The following is an 18,851-nucleotide window of genomic DNA, read 5'->3' on the forward strand; positions in this document are numbered from 1 at the left end:
AATATATAAAAGAATGCAAAATAACATTCTTCTATATATGTACTCATTATCAATTAAAGACGCATTTCAATTCCTTGCTCAGCAAGATATTTTTTCGCCTCAGGGATAGAGTATTGACCAAAATGGAATATAGAGGCTGCCAATACAGCATCGGCACCACCTTTTAAAATACCATCTGCTAAATGTTGTAAATTACCCACACCACCTGATGCAATGGTCGGAATGGTGACACGATCATTAATTTGACGCATTAAACCAATGTCATAACCCGCTTTAGTCCCATCTGCATCCATAGAGGTAACCAATAACTCACCTGCACCGAATTGTGCCATTTTCACAGCCCATTCAATCGCATCTATGCCTGTCGGTTTGCGGCCGCCATGGGTGAAAATTTCCCATTTATTTTCACCAGTTCTTTTTGCATCGATTGCTACAACAATACATTGTGCACCAAAGCGCTGAGAAGCTTCTTGAACGAATTCAGGATTAAATACTGCAGCAGAGTTGATGCTGACTTTATCTGCACCTGCATTTAATAACAAACGGATATCTTCAACTTTACGAACACCACCACCAACTGTAAGGGGGACAAACACACTTTCAGCCATACGTTCAACAGTACGATAAGTGGTATCACGGCCATTCGATGTTGCGGTAATGTCTAAAAAGGTGATTTCATCTGCACCTTGCTCATTATAACGACGGGCAACTTCTACAGGATCTCCTGCGTCACGGATATCTAAAAACTGGACACCTTTCACCACACGACCATTATCTACGTCCAGGCAAGGAATAATACGTTTAGCGAGCATAATTTTTTCCAAAAATAACAGGCGATTATGAAAGTTCGTGACTTAGGTGCTACACCTCGATAGTCGAAGCGGTTATTCTATCAAACTTATGTAAGTTTTTTCGCAGGTTTTCTATGTCGGTTTATACCACTTTGAGTTTAAAAGAAGTTCAACACTTTGCAGCACCTTATGGATTAGAGGTGGTTGAACTTAAACCAATTCAAGGCGGTGTGCAAAATACCAACTATTTTATCATTTGTGCTGATGGAACACAGTTCGTATTAACATTATTTGAAAATATGGATGCGCAAGCAGCAGGGGAATTAATTCCTGTTTTAGAACACTTGGGTCAACAAGGTTTGCCAGTTCCTGTTCCGTTAAAACATAGCGGTCAGTCGATTCATAGTTTAAAAGATAAACCTGCACAAATTGCGCCACGGATGTCAGGTAAACATCCGATGCCCTCTACAATCGCTCAAGTTGAGCAAATTGCTGTGGCACAGGCCAAAATGCATGTGGCGTTACAAGACTTCCCATTACAGCGTCAAGTGGTGCGTGATCATGCTTATTGGTACAACGTTGCTCAACAAATTAAACCGACTTTAGATGTAGCTGATAGTGCTTTGCTGAATAATCTTTTAGGTTTGTATGAAGCACTGACAATGATGTATCCAAATCGACCTAAAGGTTTTATTCATTCGGATTTGTTCTGTGACAATACTTTGTTTGAAGGCGATGAGTTAAAAGGCATTCTTGATTTTTATGAAATGAATCAAGATGAATTGCTTTTTGATATTGCGATTACGTTAAATGATTTTTGTACAGAATATCCGAGTGTTACTTTGAATGAAGCCAAAGCAATGGCTTTCTTAAATGCATATACCTCGATTCGTCCTTTGACTGAAGATGAAAGAGCTTGTTTAGAGTTATATTTGGCTATGGCCGCAGGTCGCTTTTGGATGATGCGTTTACAAATTGCTCAGATGAATGCTGCTGAAGCACGTACAGGTGATGATATTTTGCAGAAAAATCCGCAAGAAATGCGTAATATGTTGATCGAAAGATTAAAGTTTGTTACTGCTTAATAGTTTTTTAGGAAATAAAATGCGTGATCAAGGTCGTTTAGTTGAATGGTTTGATGATAAAGGCTATGGCTTTATTCAACCAAATGATGGTGTAAAAGATCGCGTATTTTTACACATCAAAGATTTTGCACAAAAAGGGCCACGCCCAATCGTTGGCTGTGCACTTGAATATGTGGTGCAATTAGATGGTCAAGGGCGTTATAAAGCAAAACAAGTCACGTATTTAAAAGCTACACAAATGGCGAAAGTGACAAGCCCGCAAGCGGCTAAAGCCAAACATTTACATGCAACAAAGCAGGCTAAATTACAGCCGATGCAAATTCTTTGCGCTGTTTATATTATTGTTTTGGCAATCTTGAGCATAAGTGGTTTGCTAAATGGCATGTTTATTCTTTTTGTCAGTATCATCAATGTGATGACCTATTGGTTTTATGCACAAGATAAAGAAGCTGCGCAGAGCAATCAGCGTCGTGTTCCTGAAAATACCCTGCATATTTTAGCTTTTTTAGGCGGTTGGCCCGCAGCTTGGCTAGCCCAGCAACGCTTACGACATAAAACACAAAAACAACCCTTTAAAAAGATTTATTTGTGTACCATATTCTTTAATATTTTATTGATTTTATGGTTAATTTCGCCTTTGAATATGTTTAAGATTTAAACGGGCGTTAGCAAATTTAAAAGGGCTTACAATGAATAATTATGTTGATCCAAATAATAGTAAATCTCTGACTTTAATTTTATATATCCTTTATATTGTTGCAATTTTTTCTGCGGGAATTCTTGCAATCATTGCATTGATTATCAATTATGTAAAATTGAATTCGGTCCGTGGTACGATTTTCGAAAGTCATTTTAGATGGCAAATCCGCACTTTTTGGTGGTATTTAGTCTGGACGGTAATTGCATTTATTCCGTTTATTTTTCTATTTTTTACCATGGATAATGTCAATGCCTTTGCTGGTGTTGCGGTGGGTGCTACGATCTTTTGTGCTGCCACTTTATTTATTTCTTGGATATGGATTGTCTATCGGGCCATTCGAGGCATTATTGCGCTGAATGATGATCAAGCCTTACCGATATAACTGAATGAACAATATTTGGTAAGTCTTGTTCTTGAGCAATACAGCTTGATCAAACAGTAATTTTAGTAAAAACAGCGTTCTGATTAAGAACGCTGTTTTTCTATCTCAGCCGAATTTTCTTCAAGCTGTCGTTTGTATAAAAATTTGGGTTTCCATTCACTGATGATAACCCCCAATACTACAAGTAAACCGCCAAAAAGAGCCAGCAATGGTAAGCGCTCACCTGCAATTCTCCCAAATAAAGCTGCCCAAACTGGTTCGCCAGCATAAATCAAGGCAGCTTGAGAAGGATCGACAGAACGTTGTGCCCAATTCATTGTCAATTGTAATAGAGCACTGGTTAAGCCTAGCCCAACTGAAAGCATCACCAATTGCCACGAGAAGGGTGGAATATGCAACTCGTCCACAAAAGGCATACTGGCAAATGAAATCAATGAAGCAAAGGCAAGCTGAATCACCGTTACACGCTGAATATTGACGCTTCCAGCAAAGTACCCGATGAGAATGATCTCCATAGCAATTGCAAATGAGCCAACTAATGTGACGATTTGCCCTGTATTTAAATCAATTTGATCAAAACCATTTCCTGTCAGAAAAATTAAACCGATAAATGCTAAAAAAATACCAAGCCAGATCATGATATGTGGTCTTTTACGAAAAATCACCCAGATAAGAATCGGAACAAGTGGTACATACAAAGCAGTTAAAAATGCAGACTCACTGCTACTAATAGTTTGCATACCTACCGTTTGTGAGCCATAACCTGCAGCAATCATGCCACCAATGAGCGCACCTGCGATTAGCTCTTTTAGATTTATACCTTTTAGATATTTATAAGATAATAATCCAACAGCAATGGTGGCCGCAGCAAAACGACAACCGACAAAAAACATAGGGGAACTATAGTTTAGGGCACAATGTACAATGACAAATGTACCACCCCAAATCATGGTCATGAGTATCAACGCAATTTGAGGTGTTCTGGACTTTAAAAATAAAGCGAGGGGAGAGGAAGACATAAAATAGAGTAATGTGGAAGAGCAGGGCTATTTTACGTGAAAGCACAGGATTGTGCAGATGTTAAGCTGAGTAATCGGGTATTTAAATCATTCAATTGTCATGCAATAGTGATAGCCTATTGAATCAAAATTTTGATAAAGAGAAATAAATCATGGTGATCGAACAGGCTTTATTTCATATTGTTGATGGTCAACAAATGGCTTTTGAAAAGAAATTTTATGAACTATCGGATACCTTTAGAAGTGCTCAAGGTTGTGAAAAATTTAAATTGATCCGATGTATAGAAGACAATCAAAAATATATTCTACAAATTCATTGGATTGACCTTCAAACCCATACAGATATTTTTATGAAAACGGATGAATTCAAACAGTGGTTTATGTCAATGAAACCCTTTTTAGCCAGTAAAATTGAAATGCAACATTTTGAAAATACATTGGTTTAAATAAAAATATAGCAATTCAAACACTATTTTTCACATATAAAAAAAGAGAACCTCTTAGGTTCTCTTTTTTAATCAGATCTTGATTTGGACATTAAAACCCTTGTTCATCCAATAACAATTGAGCTTCACGTAGGTTGAGTGTGCCTTCGTAAATTGCACGACCTGTGATCGCACCTAAAATACCTGGTTTCCCTTTTAAATTACGTACATCGTCTAGATTGGTTACACCGCCTGACGCGATCACTGGAAGACCTGAGTATTGCGCAAGATTTACAGTCTGTTCAACATTTACGCCTTGCATCATACCATCACGCGCGATATCGGTATAAACAATGCTCGAAACCCCAGCATCTGCAAAACGTTTTGCAAGATCAGTGGCTTTTACATCTGTGACATTTGCCCAACCATCTGTTGCAACCATACCATTTATTGCATCAATACCAACGATTATGTGTCCTGCAAACTTATTGCATGCTTCTTCAACAAATTCAGGATTTTGAACTGCTTTAGTTCCAATGATTACAAAAGAAACACCTGCATCTAGGTAATGTTCAATTGTTTCCAAAGAGCGAATACCACCACCAATTTGAATAGGAAGTTCAGGTTGTGCTCTAGCAATTGCCTCAACTACTGGTTTATGAATTGGTGTTCCCGCAAAAGCCCCATTCAAATCAACCAAATGTAAACGACGAGCGCCTTCATTCACCCAATGCTGTGCTGTTGCGACAGGATCATCAGAAAATACGGTATCGTCTTCCATACGACCTTGTTTTAAACGAACACATTTACCATCTTTCAGATCAATTGCCGGGATGATCAGCATGCTTTCGCTCCTTGCTTAATCTCAATTAAGAATTTATTGATCTTCATATTAGCAAAAACTTGATCAATTTCTAAGTGTCAGTTTAGGCTTTTATTGGGCTGAATGCTCAATTTAAGCTGAGTATGCGCGATCGTGTCAGGTATTAAGCCTAAATCCAGTAAGGCTTTGAAAATTAATATAGCAGCATAAGCATCGGCTGCCGCATATTCAATTTGAGGTGTTGTGAGGATTTTACGTGACCAATTTGAAGTGCTAATTGATTTACTTTTAGGGAAGTTGACCTTGAATAACAATGCCATCGCATTTTTAATCCCCAAAGGATTGTTGAAACCAAAACTCGAAAAGCATTTTGAAAGTTCGATAACACTGTTGAGTTGTATGCCTTTTTTACGAAATAGATGTGCATCATTTTTTAAGCCAAAACCGACTTTAATTTGATCAGGATTTTCAAAAAAAGGGGTTAAAAAATGAAGAACATCAGGTGAAACTTGAAATAAATAGGCTTTTTCAAAAGTCGCGAGTTGAATAAGGTGTGGACCTGTTTGTATTTCACCTTTATTAAATGTAGGTTTAGACTCGGTATCGAAACCAAAAAGGCGCGCCGTTTTTAATTCTTCTGCAATCGCGTGGCATTGTTGCAAGTCATTGATCACCATAATTTTATTCAAAAGTAAATTTTGAAAACGGGGAAAGCTCTGAATTTGCTCTTTACTTGGAAGTTGCTGAGTTTGAATATTCACAAATTTAAGCTCACAAATTTTAGTCGACCGGTTTAAGCATTAAAAATATTAATCATATTGTGTTATAACAAACTTTGAATAAAAGATGATAGTTTTATGGGTCGAAAACACAGGAATAAAGTGTATGGTTGAAAAAGATGATGATCTTTTTATCGAAGGTGCAAAGCGTTTAAAACAATTGATTCAGGATAAAAATATAAAAGCCAGTGATATTGTTAACGTACTTGAAACTTCTAAAGGGACCATGACCAAATGGTTGCAGAACTCTACACCCTCGAGTGCGCAAAGTCTAATTGAATTGGCCCGTTTAGTCGGAATGACTGAACGTTGGAATATGGAGTCTAAACACCAAGATAAAGCTGATCTTGTAACTAAAGCTTATGCTGAGTCTGAATTGGATTTAAGTCATGTCACAATGGAACAATTGATCAATGAAATTAAAGACCGGTACGCAGCTTTAAATTTAAAGGCGGATATTAAAATTAGTGTTGAACCGTTGGAAGGTGGTTTTGTCACCAAAGAGTAAAATAACCACCTTATAAACATAGGGTGGTTATTCCAGATGCTTTATTCAGATTGATTAATTTGCTGTTGATATTGTTGTAGTTGTTGTGCTTGCTCTATATAACTTTGATATGCTGGAATTGCTGTAATTGCAAGAATTAGAATACTGATTGGTAATACTACAATATAAATCCAGCCGAGTACTTTTTCCCAACCCTGAGTAATACGAGGTGCGCCATAGTTATTTGCCCCTGTATCTCCTTTTGCACAACTTAAATAAATAAAAAAGAATAAGTTAACCAAAGGTATAAACATGAGAAGAGATAGCCATCCACTTTGATTTTTGTCATGTAAGCGGCGGATTATAAAAATAAAACTGAAGTAAATCAGAGCAATGTAGATAATAATCGCAACTGCACCTAATATAAATAAGAGTGCAATAGAAGGTGAATTACTTAAAGCAGGGATGAATAATGCAGCGATAATACCCACTACGCACATAGATAGGCCCAATAGCATATTCCATCCTAAATAGGATAATCTGCCGAAACGGCCACCGGCGCTTAGAGCTGAATCATGGGTTTGAAAATTAGAGGGCATTTTTGTTTTCCTAGAATGAATTAAGGTTTAAATCAGTTTTTAAAATGAATTGTTGGATTTTTATTCAATTTGAATGAATCATAATAAACAGAGGATAAAAAATAAAGTCTTAATAGAATAAAAAATCAAGCCAACTGCAATTGGCTTGATTTTTAGAGATATAAATCAGGATGAAACTGACGAATGAATTAGATTTTCCATTCCACAAAGTTTTTCAGTAACTGCAAACCTGCTGTATGGCTCTTTTCTGGATGGAATTGTGTCGCAAACAAATTTTCTTTATGAATGGCTGTGCAGAACTGCAAACCATAATCACATGTTGCAGCAACAAGAGACTGCTCTTGTGGTTCGACATAATAGCTATGTACAAAGTAGAAACGGGTATCTTGATTAATATCTTTCCACATAGGATGATTCGGATCTATTTGATGAACTTGGTTCCATCCCATATGTGGGACTTTTAAGTCTTTCATATCTGGGAAATGTTTTACAACTCCATCAAAAATCCCCAGTGCTGGAGTACCTGCATTTTCCTCTGATGATTCAAGCAAAGCTTGCATACCGACACAAATCGCAAGTACAGGTTTATTAAACGCCGCATGGCGTACAACTTCATCAATACCAGCTTCATGCATACCCTGCATACAATCACGCATTGCACCTACACCAGGAAATACGATTTTATCTGCTTGAGCGATTAATTTTGGATCATTTGTGACATCTACAGTTGCGCCAACATGTTCGAGTGCTTTGGCTGCTGAATGAAGATTTCCCATGCCATAGTCAAGAAGGGCAATACGGGTCATTACAAGGTTCCTTTGGTCGATGCAACAGTATTTTCTGCACGAGGATCAACTTCACATGCCATACGAAGTGCGCGTGCAAATGCTTTGAACACACTTTCAATTTGATGATGGCTATTTTTGCCTTTTAAATTGTCAATATGCAAAGTCATTAAAGCGTGATTTACAAAGCCCTGAAAAAACTCGGAAAATAAATCCACATCAAAGCTGCCGATACGAGCACGTGTAAAAGGGATATCCATCCATAAGCCCGGACGACCTGATAAATCCACTACGACACGGCTTAAAGCTTCATCAAGCGGCGCATAGAAGTGACCATAACGTTTTAAGCCTTTTTTATCACCTAGTGCTTGCGCAAATGCTTGGCCTAGTGTGATTCCACAGTCTTCTACAGTATGGTGATCATCGATTTCTAAGTCACCATCACAATGAATATCGATGTCAAATAAACCATGACGCTTGATTTGATCAACCATATGGTCTAAAAAGGGAACACCTGTATTGAGCGTGCCTTGACCAGTACCATCAAGATTCACACGAACTCGAATTTTAGTTTCGTTGGTGTTTCTTACCACTTCACTGATACGTTGCGCCATAGACACGTTCCTCAAAAAACGTCAAAAATTAAAAGTTTGATGTAAAGATATTTCGCTGTGACGAAAGTCACAGCATATTAGATTGCTCAGGAGGGTTAATCAATGCCTATTACCGTACATGCTAAAACTTCACTCGAAAATGAAGAAGTTCGCGATCAGCTTGAGCGATTATATGACACCAGTCCTGAATTTGGGGATGGTCATGATGCCATAGAACAACTTGAGCAAAACTTGGCTCATTATACCTTACTTTATGTCGCAGAATTTAATACAAAGATTATTGGTGCATTATGGTGTACAGGGCAAGGTGAAAGTCGGACTCTAGAAAATATTGTGGTGCATCCTGCTAACCGAGGACGAGGCGTTGCAGAACGTTTAGTCGAAGAAGTTTGTCGGATCGAGGAAGAAAAGGGCGTTAAAAATTTTGAACCGGGCTGTGGAGCAATCCACCGTTGTTTAGCTCACTTAGGCAAAATCTAAGATGATCAAGAGTCTTTAATCAATTGAAGCAACCTGATTAGGTTGCTTTTTTTATTTGGATATTTTAGGAAAAATAAGTTTGGGCTAATCTTGAAGCAGAATATTCTAGTTTTCAGAGAAACACTTTAGACAAATTAAATTTTGGATGAATACCTTGGTCTCTAAATAGAAAATGCAGAAATTGGCACCCCATCACTTAAAAGTGTATGGAAAACAACCTTATTCAGCGTGAATGAGTGGTTTTTGTTGTAAAAATAAACTATTGAATGATTTTTGTGATTTCAATGCTTGACGGCTAAACCATTAAATTGTTTAATACGCCCCATCGGCGTGATAGCTCAGTAGGTAGAGCAACGGATTGAAAATCCGTGTGTCCCCAGTTCGATCCTGGGTCTCGCCACCATATTTAAAAATCTTTGAGATTTCAATCCCTGATCCCATCAGGGATTTTTTTTGGATGAAAAATATTCGGTTGAATAAAAAAGTCATGATTTTTATTGACTATTGAACTGAGATACGGCTTAATACACCGCATCGGCGTGATAGCTCAGTAGGTAGAGCAACGGATTGAAAATCCGTGTGTCCCCAGTTCGATCCTGGGTCTCGCCACCATATTTGAAAAACCTCAAACCTTGTTTGAGGTTTTTTATTGCCTGTTTACTTTTTGGGAATTCAAAAATTGATTCTCATCATTAAAAAATGTCACTGAGAAGTTGTAAATTGAAGCCATTGTCTTACAAAATATCTTGTCATGACTTATAAATGTCGTAAGATAAATCTTAGGTAAGTGAAATAGATTGTTATAAGAACAATGAAAGATTTATTTTCATCAGGTAGCCAGCTTTATCAGCAAGCCCGACCGAGTTATCCTCCTGAAGTGGTTCAGGAAATTTTAAATCATGTTCCAGAACGTGGTTTTGCTTGGGATTGTGGTGCAGGTTCAGGCCAATTTACTCAACTGCTCAGCCCTTATTTCGATCATATTGTTGCAACAGATATGAGCGAAAAACAATTAAGTCTTGCACCTTATTTTGATAATGTGAGCTATCAAGTCCAATCTGCCGAAAAAACCTCATTTATAGCACAGAGTTTTGATTTGATTTCTGTTGCTCAGGCCATTCATTGGTTTGATTTTGTAGAATTTTATAAAGAAGTTGAACGCACACTAAAACCCCAAGGTATTCTTGCGGTGATCGGTTACGGCTTAATTCATGTCGAAAATTCAGCCATCAATACAATGATTCAAAACTTATATACTGAAAAACTAGAAGGCTATTGGGATACAGAGCGCCGTTATATCGATGAAGAATATAAAACCATTCCATTTCCTTTTGAAGAAATAAATGTTGCTGAGTTTAAGATGCAGTACCAGTGGTCGTCTGCGCAATTATTAAAGTATTTATCCACTTGGTCTGCAATTAAACACTATTGCGAAAGAAATCAGGATCATCCATTACTTGATTTAGCTGAAGCATTAACCAACGAGCTTGCAGATTTGACCATCACATTCCCGGTTTTTTTAAGAGTGGGCAAAATTAAAAAATCAAAGAAAAAATGCTTTATGCACAAATAAAATAAGGATCGCATTTTATCTTTGATTACAACAAATATTGCTAACAATATGCTTACTTATATATTATTTAAAAGTAAGATAATTAATGAAAACTCCTGTTAAAATATTATCCCTTACTGTATGGGTATCGGTATTCAGCTCTACATCTTTTGCAACGACAGGTTATTTTATGCATGGCTATGGGGTAAAGGCCCAAGGCAATGCAGGAACTTCCATTGCTCAATTTCAAGATGCATTAACGATTGCTAATAACCCAGCAGGGTTAAGCTGGGTTGGTGATCGTATTGATGTTGGTGCAACTGTGTTTTCACCTGATCGTTCAGCTGAGTTTGTGGCTAATCAAATACCACAAGATTATCCTAATGCCAATGGTACATACGACGGCAATGGACGCAAATATTTTGTACTACCAGAGCTTGCCTTCAATCACCAAATTAGTCACCAAGTAGCTTTAGGTTTAGCAATATATGGGAATGGCGGAATGAATACGGGGTATAAAAATAATCCATTTGCAGCATTTGGCAACACTGGAACAGCAGGAGTGGATTTAACACAGGTTTTCATTACTCCAGCAGTTGCTTGGAAATATTCAGAAAATCAATCTATTGGAATTGCAACCAATATTCTCTATCAACGTTTTGAAGCGCGGGGAATTGGTGGGTTTAGCGCATTTTCAGCCGATAGTTTAAATTTAAGCAATCGTGGTAAGGATTCTGCGACTGGCTTTGGTGCACGTATTGGTTGGGCTGGAAAATTCTTTGATCAACGCTTAACTTTTGGTGCAAATTATTCTTCAAAAATTAATGCAGATCGCTTTGATCGATATCGTGGGTTATTTGCTGAACGAGGTGACTTTGATGTTCCTGAAAGTTATGGTGTTGGTGTAGCTGTCAAAATCACACCTTTATTAACAGTAGCTGCGGATGTGCAACGGATTAACTATTCGGATGTGAAATCGGTAGGAAATCCTTTTGATCTTGCACAATTACAACAAGGTCATGCTTTTGGTACACTACAAGGGCCTGGATTTGGCTGGAACGATATCAATATCTATAAACTGGGTGTGTCTTATCAAGCACATCCAAAGCTCACACTAAGAGCCGGTTATAGTCATAATGATCAACCGATTCCAGACAGTGAAGTCTTTTTAAATATTCTTGCTCCAGGGGTGATTCAAGACCACCTCAGCGTAGGTGCAACTTGGAATTTCGATCAACATCAAGAAATCAATATTGCCTATACACGTGCTTTAGAAGATGAGGTAAAAGGAAAAATTTCCCCTGCGTTTGGTAGTGGTGAAGCGAAACTCAAAATGAGTCAGGATATTCTAGGTCTATCATATGGCTATAAATTCTAAAATTTTTTGTAAATAACTATGAGATTAATTCTATTGGGCTTATTTTAATCTGGGATAAGGCGTTTACCTAAACACACGACTTCAATTTCTTCATAGCCAAGTTGCTCATAAAAGCTTTGTACATCAATGTTATCTTTGCGGATCAGGAGTTGCAGTTTTGGGCAGCCTAATGCAACTAAGCGCTTTTCAAGTTGTTGTATCAGTGCGGTCGCAACACCATTACGTTGATCATGAGGGTGCACGGCAAGATAGTTGACCCAGCCCCGATGCCCATCATACCCCCCCATAACCGTAGCGATCAATTGTTCATCTTTGACCGCCAATAGAAACAATCCGTCTTTTTGTGCGACTTTACGGAAGATATCAATTTCTGGGTTGTTCCAAGGACGGGTTAAATCGCAGACTTCCCACAGTGCGATGACTTCGTCTAAATCGGTTTCCTGAAACTGTCTGATAATAAACATAGAATTTTTATCTCTTGTTTTTTAAAACAATCTTTACAGCAGATTAATATAAAAAACCGCAGTTGATAAGTTTATTTTTTAGACAATGCGTAAATACTTTTTGCTGAGTTTGTTAACTTATAAAAACGTTATAGGCTGAGAATAGTGATTTTTTATTGATTGAAAGTGTGCATAATAATGGAGGCATAATTTAAAACAAAAAAGGAACTTCACGTGAATAAACAGGAATTTGATTATATTATTATCGGTGGCGGAAGCTCGGGCTGTGTGTTGGCTGGGCGTTTATCAGAAAACCCGCAAGTTTCTGTTTGTCTACTTGAAGCAGGAGGGGCTGGAGAGGGCTGGAAAGTAGAAGTTCCTTGTGCAGCGGTGATTAGTATTCCAACCAAGATCAATAACTGGGCCTTTGAAACTGTACCGCAAAAGGGCTTAAATGGTCGTAAAGGCTACCAGCCTCGTGGAAAATGCTTGGGTGGCTCATCGGCAATTAATGCCATGGTGTATATCCGTGGACATCGACAAGATTATGACGATTGGGCAGCCTTAGGCAATACCGGTTGGTCATATGATGAGGTCTTGCCTTATTTTATTAAATCTGAAAATAACCAAAGAATTAAAAACAAATATCATGGTAATGCTGGCCCACTTTCAGTTATTGATTTACGCAGTGATAACCCATTACAGCAAAAATATATCGCAGCCGCTAAAGAACAAGGTTATCGAATTCTGGATGACTTCAATGGTGAAGAGCAGGAAGGTTTAGGGGTTTATCAAGTGACCCATATCAATGGGGAGCGGTGCAGCTCCGCGCGGGCTTATTTGTTTCCACATCGAGATCGTAAAAATTTAACGGTCGAAACCCATGCACAGACTCAGCGGATTTTGATTGAAAATGGGGTGGCTGTGGGGGTGGAATATAAGCAGAGTGGGCAGCTCAAACAAATTTTTGCACGTCGAGAAGTGTTATTGAGTGCGGGAGCGATGCAGTCGCCACAGATTCTGATGCTCTCAGGTATTGGTGACCAACAAGAACTTGCTGAACATGGAATTGCAGTGAAACAGCATTTACCTGGTGTGGGTAAAAATTTTCATGATCATCCTGATTTTATTTTTGGTTATAAAGTCAGTGAAATTCAAGGGACATTTGGATTATCCTTGCCAGGTTCGATTGATCTATTTAAACAAATTGGGCGTTACCGTAAAGAACGCCGTGGTTTAATGACTACGAATTTTGCTGAATGTGGCGGATTTATTAAAAGTTCAAACGAACAAAGCCTACCGAATTTACAGTTACATTTCGTCATTGCGCTCGTGGATAATCATGCACGAACAATGCATACAGGACATGGTATTTCCTGTCATGTCTGCCTGCTCAATCCAATCAGTCGTGGTTCCATTAAGATGAGTGGACCAAGTATCGATGATCCTTTATTGATTGACCCTAATTTCTATGGGGAAGAGTCTGATTTAGAGGAAATGGTCAAAGGCTTTAAACTCACTCAGAAATTAATGCAATCTGATGCTTTTAAAAGCATGATTAAAGAAGATTTATTTACAGCCACTGTAAAAACAGATGAGGAGATTCGACAAGTTTTAAGAGATCGCTCAGATACCGTTTATCACCCTGTAGGAAGCTGTAAAATGGGAGTGGATGAGATGGCTGTGGTTGATCCACGTTTGCGAGTTTATGGTATTCAAAACTTGCGTGTGGTCGATGCGTCAATCATGCCAAAAGTGGTGAATGGCAATACCAATGCCCCTGCAATTATGATTGCAGAGAAAGCGGTTGAGATGATTAATCAGGATCAAGCCAGTGTGGCGTTTATTCAAAAGAAAGACAAAGTGCGTGTCGCAATTTAAGTCTTTAGATATTTAAAAATGAAGAGAACTCATTATTGAAATTTCAAATCAACTTAAAGATACTTTTTATAGAACAGTAGATATAGCGTGAATTTAAAAATGGGGAAATGAGCATTCAAGCAAAAATAGCTCAATAAAAAACGCCCCTCATTCAGGGCGTTTTTATTTTTACATCAGGTTTAAAATCTTATGCAGATTTTTTAGCTTGATCTACAGAAGCAAGCATATGGCCTGTTTCTTCAAAGTTATAGTGCCAAGAAAGTGCTTCACGAAGAATATGAGGTGTTTGACCACCCTTTTCACATGCACGATCAAAGTAATCATTCAATGCATCACGATACATTGGGTGAGCACAGTTGTTGATGACTGCACGAGCACGTTCACGGGGTGCTAATCCACGTAAGTCAGCAAGACCTTGCTCAGTCACAAGAATATCTACATCATGCTCAGCATGGTCGATATGTGAAGCAAATGGGACAACAGAAGAGATGTCGCCACCTTTTGCAATCGATTTGGTCACGAAGATTGCTAAATGTGCATTACGTGCGAAATCACCAGAACCCCCAATACCATTCATCATCTTGGTACCGCAAACATGTGTCGAATTTACGTTGCCATAAATATCGAACTCAAGCGCGGTATTGATACCAATGATGCCTAAGCGACGAACCAATTCAGGATGGTTTGAAATTTCTTGTGGACGGAGAACCAATTTGTCTTTGTACTGTTCAAGGTTGTTAAATACTTTTTCACCATATTTAGCAGAAAGAGTAATTGAAGAACCTGAAGCAAACTTCATTTTACCCGCATCAATCAACTCGAAAGTACAGTCTTGAAGTACTTCTGAATACATCACTAAATCTTCAAAGTTAGAATCTTTAAGACCTGTCAATACAGCATTGGCGATTGAACCGATGCCTGCTTGTAAAGGACCAAGATTCGAAGGTAAGCGGCCTTCTTCAACTTCTTTTTCGAAGAATGCGATTAAGTGGTTCGCAATACCCTGAGTTTCGTCATCTGGTAGTGTTACAGTTGATGGAGAGTCATGATATTCGCTATTAATCACGATACCCACGATTTTTGCAGGATCAATATTGATTGCAGGTGTACCAATACGTTGCTCAACATGCGTCAATGGAATAGCTTGACGTGTTGGGCGATAGGTTGGGATGTAAATATCATGTAAGCCTTCAAAAGCAGGGCTTAAGTTGGTGTTGATTTCAACAATCACTTTTTCAGCGAAAATTGCAAAGCTTGCAGAATTACCCACAGATGTTGTTGGAATGATGCCACCATCTTCAGTAATCGCAATCGCTTCAATCACCGCAACATCAGGTTTTTTCAACTGAAGGTTACGCATTTGCTCAACAGTTTCAGACAAATGTTGATCAATGAACATCACTTCACCATTATTGATGGCTTTACGTAAAGTGTTATCGACTTGGAATGGTAAACGACGCGCAAGGACACCAGCTTCAGTTAATTGTTTGTCTAGGTCATTACCTAAACTTGCACCTGTGATTAAAGTAATCTTCAACGGATTCACTTTGGCTTGTTTTACCAGCGCTAAAGGTACAGCTTTTGCTTCACCTGCACGAGTAAATCCACTCATCCCCACAGTCATCCCATCTTGGATAAAAGTTGCAGCTTGTTCTGCGCTCATGACTTTGTCATGGAGAGATGCTAAACGAATACGATCTAAAGACATGGTTTACGCTCAATTCTTGTTCAAAACTAGACGGATTGTACCGCCCTCAAACTGAATTGTGCATGCCTCTAATGCTAAGGTCTAATTTTTTCAATAAATGCAGGTATAAATTTTGGTGATGGTTTTTAAGTTATTATTTATTAATAAAATAATGATAGCTGTTTGTTAAATAAACAAAGTTAAGTGTTGGTTTATTGAGCAATCACTAAAAGTGATCACTCAAACTTTGTTTGATTTTTTGAATTGGATTTGTAGGTATCGGTTCTTCCTCAACTTTTATTGACGTTGGTAGTGAAATGATGGCTTGTAGCCCGCCTTCAGGACGGTTGGAAATCAACAGTTCACCTTGATGAATATCGACAATTCGTTTGACAATGGCCAAACCTAAACCACTCCCTTGCACCGTACGTGCAGCATCACCACGCACAAAAGGTTGCATAAGCCCTTCAATTTGGTCTTCGGGAATTCCTTCCCCATTGTCTGCTACACAGATTTTAATATGCTCATCTTCTACAAAAGCACTGAGTTCAATTGGTTCTGCACCATAGCGTTTTGAATTGTTGATGAGATTACCAATCAAACGTTTTAACGACAGTGAGCGAGCAGTAATGACAGGTAGTTCTTGCGGCGTGAACTGAATATCTAAAGGTTTAAACTGAATGATCAGTTCTTGTAGCAAAGCATTGATATTGGTGTCTTGAAGCTCTTCATCTGAGCCATCACGCATATATGAAATAAACTGGCTTAAAATGGCATCCATATCATCGACATCATAAATCAAACCTTCTTTTAAAAAGTCATCATCAGACATCATTTCTGCGCTTAAACGGATCCGTGTCAGCGGTGTTCTTAAATCATGAGAGATACCTGCCAACATGATTTGACGATCACGTTCAGTTTGTTCCAGTGTATAGACCATATGGTTAAAGGCTTGGTTCACCTCACGAATTTCTTGAGGACCATGATTGGTTTCTAAATAAGGCGCTTTTCCTGTTTTACTGTAGTTATTTGCTGCATGTTGTAAACGACGCAATGGACGATTGAGCTGCCTTACCAATGTCAAGATGATCACTGCGGCAATCAGTGGAATACCGAGTAACCAACCTAAAATCAGTTCAGGGCTATAGTTGGCATAAGTATTCAGAGGTTCACGCACCCAATTGCCATTCATTTCAGGTGTTTGAACCCAAATACGTGGACTGGGTTTAAACTGGAAATAAACCGTCACGTCTTTGATTTTTAATTCTTCTGCAAGCTGGTTCTCAATACGATTGGTAAAAAAATCGGCAATAATTTTATCTTTTACATTTGGATATTCTTTGGGATCAGTAACATATTCTACACCTACCCGTTGCTTTAACCACTCGTCAATATCAAGTTGTATTTCGTCATGATAAATCTGCAAACGTGGATTGTTAACCATTTCAAGTTCAACTGCTAAAAAACGTGCATGTTGCTGAATTTCAGGTAAATAAAGCGTTTTCCAGAAAAACCATAATGACATAAACAGGCTAAAGAACACTACAAATACGACCAATACGGTGGTCCGCATGGCTGCCGAGCGAGGTTTGACTTTATCGAGGAAGCGTTCCCAATGTGTACGTTTCCGTTCTTTGTAGGTAACAAAGTCGGTAAATTCTTGTGGATCTATGGGTTCTAATTTCACAGGAGCATTCCAATCTGTGCGATATTCTTAATCTATTGATTTCAGTTTAAAGGATGGTAGATTTATAGCAATATTATAAGTGTTAGGCTGTCTTGGTTTAACTTGTTAGTCAATATAAATATTTGATATTTATACTTAATACGATAAGGATTATTACTATGTTGAGATCACATATCTTTTTGCAGGATATCCAAACAATAAAACAGTAGCCAAGTCATAAGTAAAGCTCAGGTCTATGGAAAAGCTATCACGGCTGTAATTCTATAAAAATGGATAAAAAAATACTGGCACATTTAAAACCGAGCATGTGACCAGTATTTTTCAAGCTAGATTCATTCTATCGAATCAAAATCTATTATTCGGCACCATCTGGAACGAACACATAACCTACGCCCCAAACTGTTTGAATATAACGTGCACGTGCAGGGTTTTCTTCAATCAAACGACGTAAGCGAGACACTTGAACATCGATTGAACGCTCCATAGCACCCCATTCACGACCACGTGCTAGGTTCATTAACTTGTCACGTGTCAATGGTTCACGTGGATGCTGGACTAATGCTTTTAAGACTGCAAACTCACCTGTGGTTAATGTGACCACTTGCCCTTCACGTGTCAGGGTGCGTGTTGATAAATCTAGAGACCAAGGCCCGAAAGATACAACTTCTACATTTTGACTTGGCGCACCTGGCACTTCACGAACCTGACGACGCAGTACAGCACGAATACGTGCTAATAACTCATTTGGATTAAATGGTTTTGGCAAATAATCATCCGCACCAGCTTCTAAACCAGCAATACGGTCAGAGTCACTGCCTCGTGCAGTGAGCATGATGACAGGTGTATCTATATTTGATGAGCGTAAACGTCTACAAATACTTAAACCATCTTCTACAGGAAGCATAAAGTCTAAAACGATGAGTGAGAATAACTCACGTTGTAATAGGCGATCCATCTGCGTTGCGTCGTGGGCCGTTTTTACCACAAAGCCTTTATCTTCAAGGAAACGCTGTAAAAGGGTACGTAAACGCACATCATCATCGACCACTAAAATGCGTTCGACACGGTCAGTTTCGTTTTGTACGATATCTGTATTTTCAGCAGGTACAACCAAACTCATGATGTACTCCCTTAATGTTGTAAATTATAAATATTCGTCAATCTCAGTATACTGCCTAAGCTCTTGTTAAGACTATGTATCAAATTGCTCAAAAATACAATTTTCAGGCTGTTTTGAAACCAAAAAACAACATC

At 38.4% G+C, this 18,851-nt stretch carries 20 protein-coding genes and 2 tRNA genes; 11 read left to right on the forward strand and 11 right to left on the reverse strand.

Annotated elements, in window-relative coordinates; genetic code table 11:
• Nucleotides 1-53: 53 nt before the first annotated feature.
• Nucleotides 54-812 carry an imidazole glycerol phosphate synthase subunit HisF gene (gene hisF / locus WFN33_RS13850; protein ID WP_427927399.1) on the reverse strand — a complete coding sequence of 253 codons (759 nt, stop codon included), beginning with the start codon at nt 810-812 and terminating at the stop codon, nt 54-56.
• A 113-nt stretch (nt 813-925) separates the two neighbouring features.
• Here hisF and WFN33_RS13855 point away from each other — a divergent pair, with 113 nt between their 5' ends.
• Genes WFN33_RS13855 through WFN33_RS13865 form a run of 3 tightly spaced genes read left to right on the forward strand, consistent with a single transcriptional unit; the run spans nt 926 to nt 2,958 of the window.
• Nucleotides 926-1,876, forward strand: a complete 951-nt coding sequence (locus tag WFN33_RS13855) for a homoserine kinase (RefSeq protein ID WP_336953651.1) — start codon at nt 926-928, stop codon at nt 1,874-1,876.
• A gap of 19 nt (nt 1,877-1,895) precedes the next feature.
• A complete protein-coding gene (locus WFN33_RS13860; RefSeq protein ID WP_336953652.1) occupies nt 1,896-2,534 on the forward strand; it encodes a DUF1294 domain-containing protein in 639 nt (212 codons plus the stop codon).
• A gap of 31 nt (nt 2,535-2,565) precedes the next feature.
• Nucleotides 2,566-2,958 carry a DUF4870 family protein gene (locus WFN33_RS13865; RefSeq protein ID WP_004725331.1) on the forward strand — a complete coding sequence of 131 codons (393 nt, stop codon included), beginning with the start codon at nt 2,566-2,568 and terminating at the stop codon, nt 2,956-2,958.
• A gap of 83 nt (nt 2,959-3,041) precedes the next feature.
• Here the strand turns inward: WFN33_RS13865 and WFN33_RS13870 are convergent, their stop codons facing one another.
• On the reverse strand, nt 3,042-3,977 hold the full coding sequence (locus WFN33_RS13870; RefSeq protein WP_336953653.1) for a DMT family transporter: 936 nt from the start codon (nt 3,975-3,977) through the stop codon (nt 3,042-3,044).
• Nucleotides 3,978-4,129: 152 nt separating this feature from the next.
• Between WFN33_RS13870 and WFN33_RS13875 the strand changes: the two genes are divergently transcribed.
• Nucleotides 4,130-4,423 carry an antibiotic biosynthesis monooxygenase family protein gene (locus WFN33_RS13875; RefSeq protein ID WP_336953654.1) on the forward strand — a complete coding sequence of 98 codons (294 nt, stop codon included), beginning with the start codon at nt 4,130-4,132 and terminating at the stop codon, nt 4,421-4,423.
• 91 nt (nt 4,424-4,514) lie between these two features.
• Here the strand turns inward: WFN33_RS13875 and hisA are convergent, their stop codons facing one another.
• Nucleotides 4,515-5,246: a 1-(5-phosphoribosyl)-5-[(5-phosphoribosylamino)methylideneamino]imidazole-4-carboxamide isomerase gene (gene hisA / locus WFN33_RS13880; protein WP_336953655.1), complete on the reverse strand. Its 732-nt coding sequence runs from the start codon at nt 5,244-5,246 to the stop codon at nt 4,515-4,517.
• Nucleotides 5,247-5,323: 77 nt separating this feature from the next.
• The gene (locus tag WFN33_RS13885; RefSeq protein ID WP_336953656.1) at nt 5,324-5,986 is read right to left on the reverse strand and encodes a 3'-5' exonuclease; all 663 of its coding nucleotides are present in this window, start codon (nt 5,984-5,986) and stop codon (nt 5,324-5,326) included.
• Nucleotides 5,987-6,110: 124 nt separating this feature from the next.
• On the opposite strand from WFN33_RS13885, the gene WFN33_RS13890 reads away from it, so the two are divergent.
• Nucleotides 6,111-6,512 (forward strand): transcriptional regulator, encoded by a 402-nt coding sequence (locus WFN33_RS13890; protein WP_336953657.1) that lies wholly within the window; start codon nt 6,111-6,113, stop codon nt 6,510-6,512.
• A 41-nt stretch (nt 6,513-6,553) separates the two neighbouring features.
• Here the strand turns inward: WFN33_RS13890 and WFN33_RS13895 are convergent, their stop codons facing one another.
• The 3 genes from WFN33_RS13895 to hisB form a co-directional block, all read right to left on the reverse strand.
• On the reverse strand, nt 6,554-7,090 hold the full coding sequence (locus WFN33_RS13895) for a DUF805 domain-containing protein (RefSeq protein WP_336953658.1): 537 nt from the start codon (nt 7,088-7,090) through the stop codon (nt 6,554-6,556).
• Between the two features lie 188 nt (nt 7,091-7,278).
• Nucleotides 7,279-7,896, reverse strand: coding sequence for an imidazole glycerol phosphate synthase subunit HisH (hisH, locus tag WFN33_RS13900; RefSeq protein ID WP_336953659.1), 618 nt, complete (start codon nt 7,894-7,896; stop codon nt 7,279-7,281).
• Nucleotides 7,896-8,489 carry an imidazoleglycerol-phosphate dehydratase HisB gene (gene hisB, locus WFN33_RS13905; RefSeq protein WP_004725347.1) on the reverse strand — a complete coding sequence of 198 codons (594 nt, stop codon included), beginning with the start codon at nt 8,487-8,489 and terminating at the stop codon, nt 7,896-7,898. Before hisB ends, hisH begins: the two co-directional genes overlap by 1 nt.
• A 102-nt stretch (nt 8,490-8,591) precedes the next feature.
• Here hisB and WFN33_RS13910 point away from each other — a divergent pair, with 102 nt between their 5' ends.
• The 5 genes from WFN33_RS13910 to WFN33_RS13930 all read left to right on the forward strand — a co-directional run bounded on the left by WFN33_RS13910 (nt 8,592) and on the right by WFN33_RS13930 (nt 11,899).
• Entirely contained in the window at nt 8,592-8,969 is a 378-nt protein-coding gene (locus WFN33_RS13910) for a GNAT family N-acetyltransferase (protein ID WP_005034402.1), read from the forward strand.
• 327 nt (nt 8,970-9,296) lie between these two features.
• Nucleotides 9,297-9,372 (forward strand) — tRNA-Phe (locus WFN33_RS13915).
• A 133-nt stretch (nt 9,373-9,505) separates the two neighbouring features.
• Nucleotides 9,506-9,581: transfer RNA gene (locus WFN33_RS13920), tRNA-Phe, on the forward strand.
• Between the two features lie 199 nt (nt 9,582-9,780).
• Nucleotides 9,781-10,542, forward strand: a complete 762-nt coding sequence (locus WFN33_RS13925) for a class I SAM-dependent methyltransferase (RefSeq protein ID WP_336953660.1) — start codon at nt 9,781-9,783, stop codon at nt 10,540-10,542.
• 85 nt (nt 10,543-10,627) lie between these two features.
• Entirely contained in the window at nt 10,628-11,899 is a 1,272-nt protein-coding gene (locus tag WFN33_RS13930; RefSeq protein ID WP_336953661.1) for an OmpP1/FadL family transporter, read from the forward strand.
• Between the two features lie 44 nt (nt 11,900-11,943).
• On the opposite strand, the gene WFN33_RS13935 is transcribed toward WFN33_RS13930, so the two are convergent.
• Nucleotides 11,944-12,363, reverse strand: coding sequence for a GNAT family acetyltransferase (locus WFN33_RS13935; protein ID WP_336953662.1), 420 nt, complete (start codon nt 12,361-12,363; stop codon nt 11,944-11,946).
• 213 nt (nt 12,364-12,576) lie between these two features.
• Here WFN33_RS13935 and WFN33_RS13940 point away from each other — a divergent pair, with 213 nt between their 5' ends.
• Nucleotides 12,577-14,223 (forward strand): GMC family oxidoreductase, encoded by a 1,647-nt coding sequence (locus WFN33_RS13940; RefSeq protein WP_336953663.1) that lies wholly within the window; start codon nt 12,577-12,579, stop codon nt 14,221-14,223.
• A 187-nt stretch (nt 14,224-14,410) separates the two neighbouring features.
• On the opposite strand, the gene WFN33_RS13945 is transcribed toward WFN33_RS13940, so the two are convergent.
• The 3 genes from WFN33_RS13945 to ompR form a co-directional block, all read right to left on the reverse strand.
• Nucleotides 14,411-15,931 carry an acetyl-CoA hydrolase/transferase family protein gene (locus tag WFN33_RS13945; RefSeq protein ID WP_336953664.1) on the reverse strand — a complete coding sequence of 507 codons (1,521 nt, stop codon included), beginning with the start codon at nt 15,929-15,931 and terminating at the stop codon, nt 14,411-14,413.
• Between the two features lie 205 nt (nt 15,932-16,136).
• On the reverse strand, nt 16,137-17,597 hold the full coding sequence (locus tag WFN33_RS13950; protein ID WP_336953665.1) for an ATP-binding protein: 1,461 nt from the start codon (nt 17,595-17,597) through the stop codon (nt 16,137-16,139).
• A gap of 355 nt (nt 17,598-17,952) precedes the next feature.
• Nucleotides 17,953-18,717, reverse strand: a complete 765-nt coding sequence (gene ompR, locus WFN33_RS13955) for an osmolarity response regulator transcription factor OmpR (RefSeq protein WP_004816610.1) — start codon at nt 18,715-18,717, stop codon at nt 17,953-17,955.
• Nucleotides 18,718-18,851: the final 134 nt, after the last annotated feature.

Source organism: Acinetobacter sp. AS167, assembly GCF_037152175.1.
Classification (GTDB): domain Bacteria; phylum Pseudomonadota; class Gammaproteobacteria; order Pseudomonadales; family Moraxellaceae; genus Acinetobacter.

Coding starts and splice junctions, on each gene's coding strand:
- hisF (WP_427927399.1), bottom strand. CDS start 812: ATGCTCGCTAAACGTATTATTCCTTGCCTGGACGTAGATAATGGTCGT.
- WFN33_RS13855 (WP_336953651.1), top strand. CDS start 926: ATGTCGGTTTATACCACTTTGAGTTTAAAAGAAGTTCAACACTTTGCA.
- WFN33_RS13860 (WP_336953652.1), top strand. CDS start 1,896: ATGCGTGATCAAGGTCGTTTAGTTGAATGGTTTGATGATAAAGGCTAT.
- WFN33_RS13865 (WP_004725331.1), top strand. CDS start 2,566: ATGAATAATTATGTTGATCCAAATAATAGTAAATCTCTGACTTTAATT.
- WFN33_RS13870 (WP_336953653.1), bottom strand. CDS start 3,977: ATGTCTTCCTCTCCCCTCGCTTTATTTTTAAAGTCCAGAACACCTCAA.
- WFN33_RS13875 (WP_336953654.1), top strand. CDS start 4,130: ATGGTGATCGAACAGGCTTTATTTCATATTGTTGATGGTCAACAAATG.
- hisA (WP_336953655.1), bottom strand. CDS start 5,246: ATGCTGATCATCCCGGCAATTGATCTGAAAGATGGTAAATGTGTTCGT.
- WFN33_RS13890 (WP_336953657.1), top strand. CDS start 6,111: ATGGTTGAAAAAGATGATGATCTTTTTATCGAAGGTGCAAAGCGTTTA.
- WFN33_RS13895 (WP_336953658.1), bottom strand. CDS start 7,090: ATGCCCTCTAATTTTCAAACCCATGATTCAGCTCTAAGCGCCGGTGGC.
- hisH (WP_336953659.1), bottom strand. CDS start 7,896: ATGACCCGTATTGCCCTTCTTGACTATGGCATGGGAAATCTTCATTCA.
- hisB (WP_004725347.1), bottom strand. CDS start 8,489: ATGGCGCAACGTATCAGTGAAGTGGTAAGAAACACCAACGAAACTAAA.
- WFN33_RS13910 (WP_005034402.1), top strand. CDS start 8,592: ATGCCTATTACCGTACATGCTAAAACTTCACTCGAAAATGAAGAAGTT.
- WFN33_RS13925 (WP_336953660.1), top strand. CDS start 9,781: ATGAAAGATTTATTTTCATCAGGTAGCCAGCTTTATCAGCAAGCCCGA.
- WFN33_RS13930 (WP_336953661.1), top strand. CDS start 10,628: ATGAAAACTCCTGTTAAAATATTATCCCTTACTGTATGGGTATCGGTA.
- WFN33_RS13935 (WP_336953662.1), bottom strand. CDS start 12,363: ATGTTTATTATCAGACAGTTTCAGGAAACCGATTTAGACGAAGTCATC.
- WFN33_RS13945 (WP_336953664.1), bottom strand. CDS start 15,931: ATGTCTTTAGATCGTATTCGTTTAGCATCTCTCCATGACAAAGTCATG.
- ompR (WP_004816610.1), bottom strand. CDS start 18,717: ATGAGTTTGGTTGTACCTGCTGAAAATACAGATATCGTACAAAACGAA.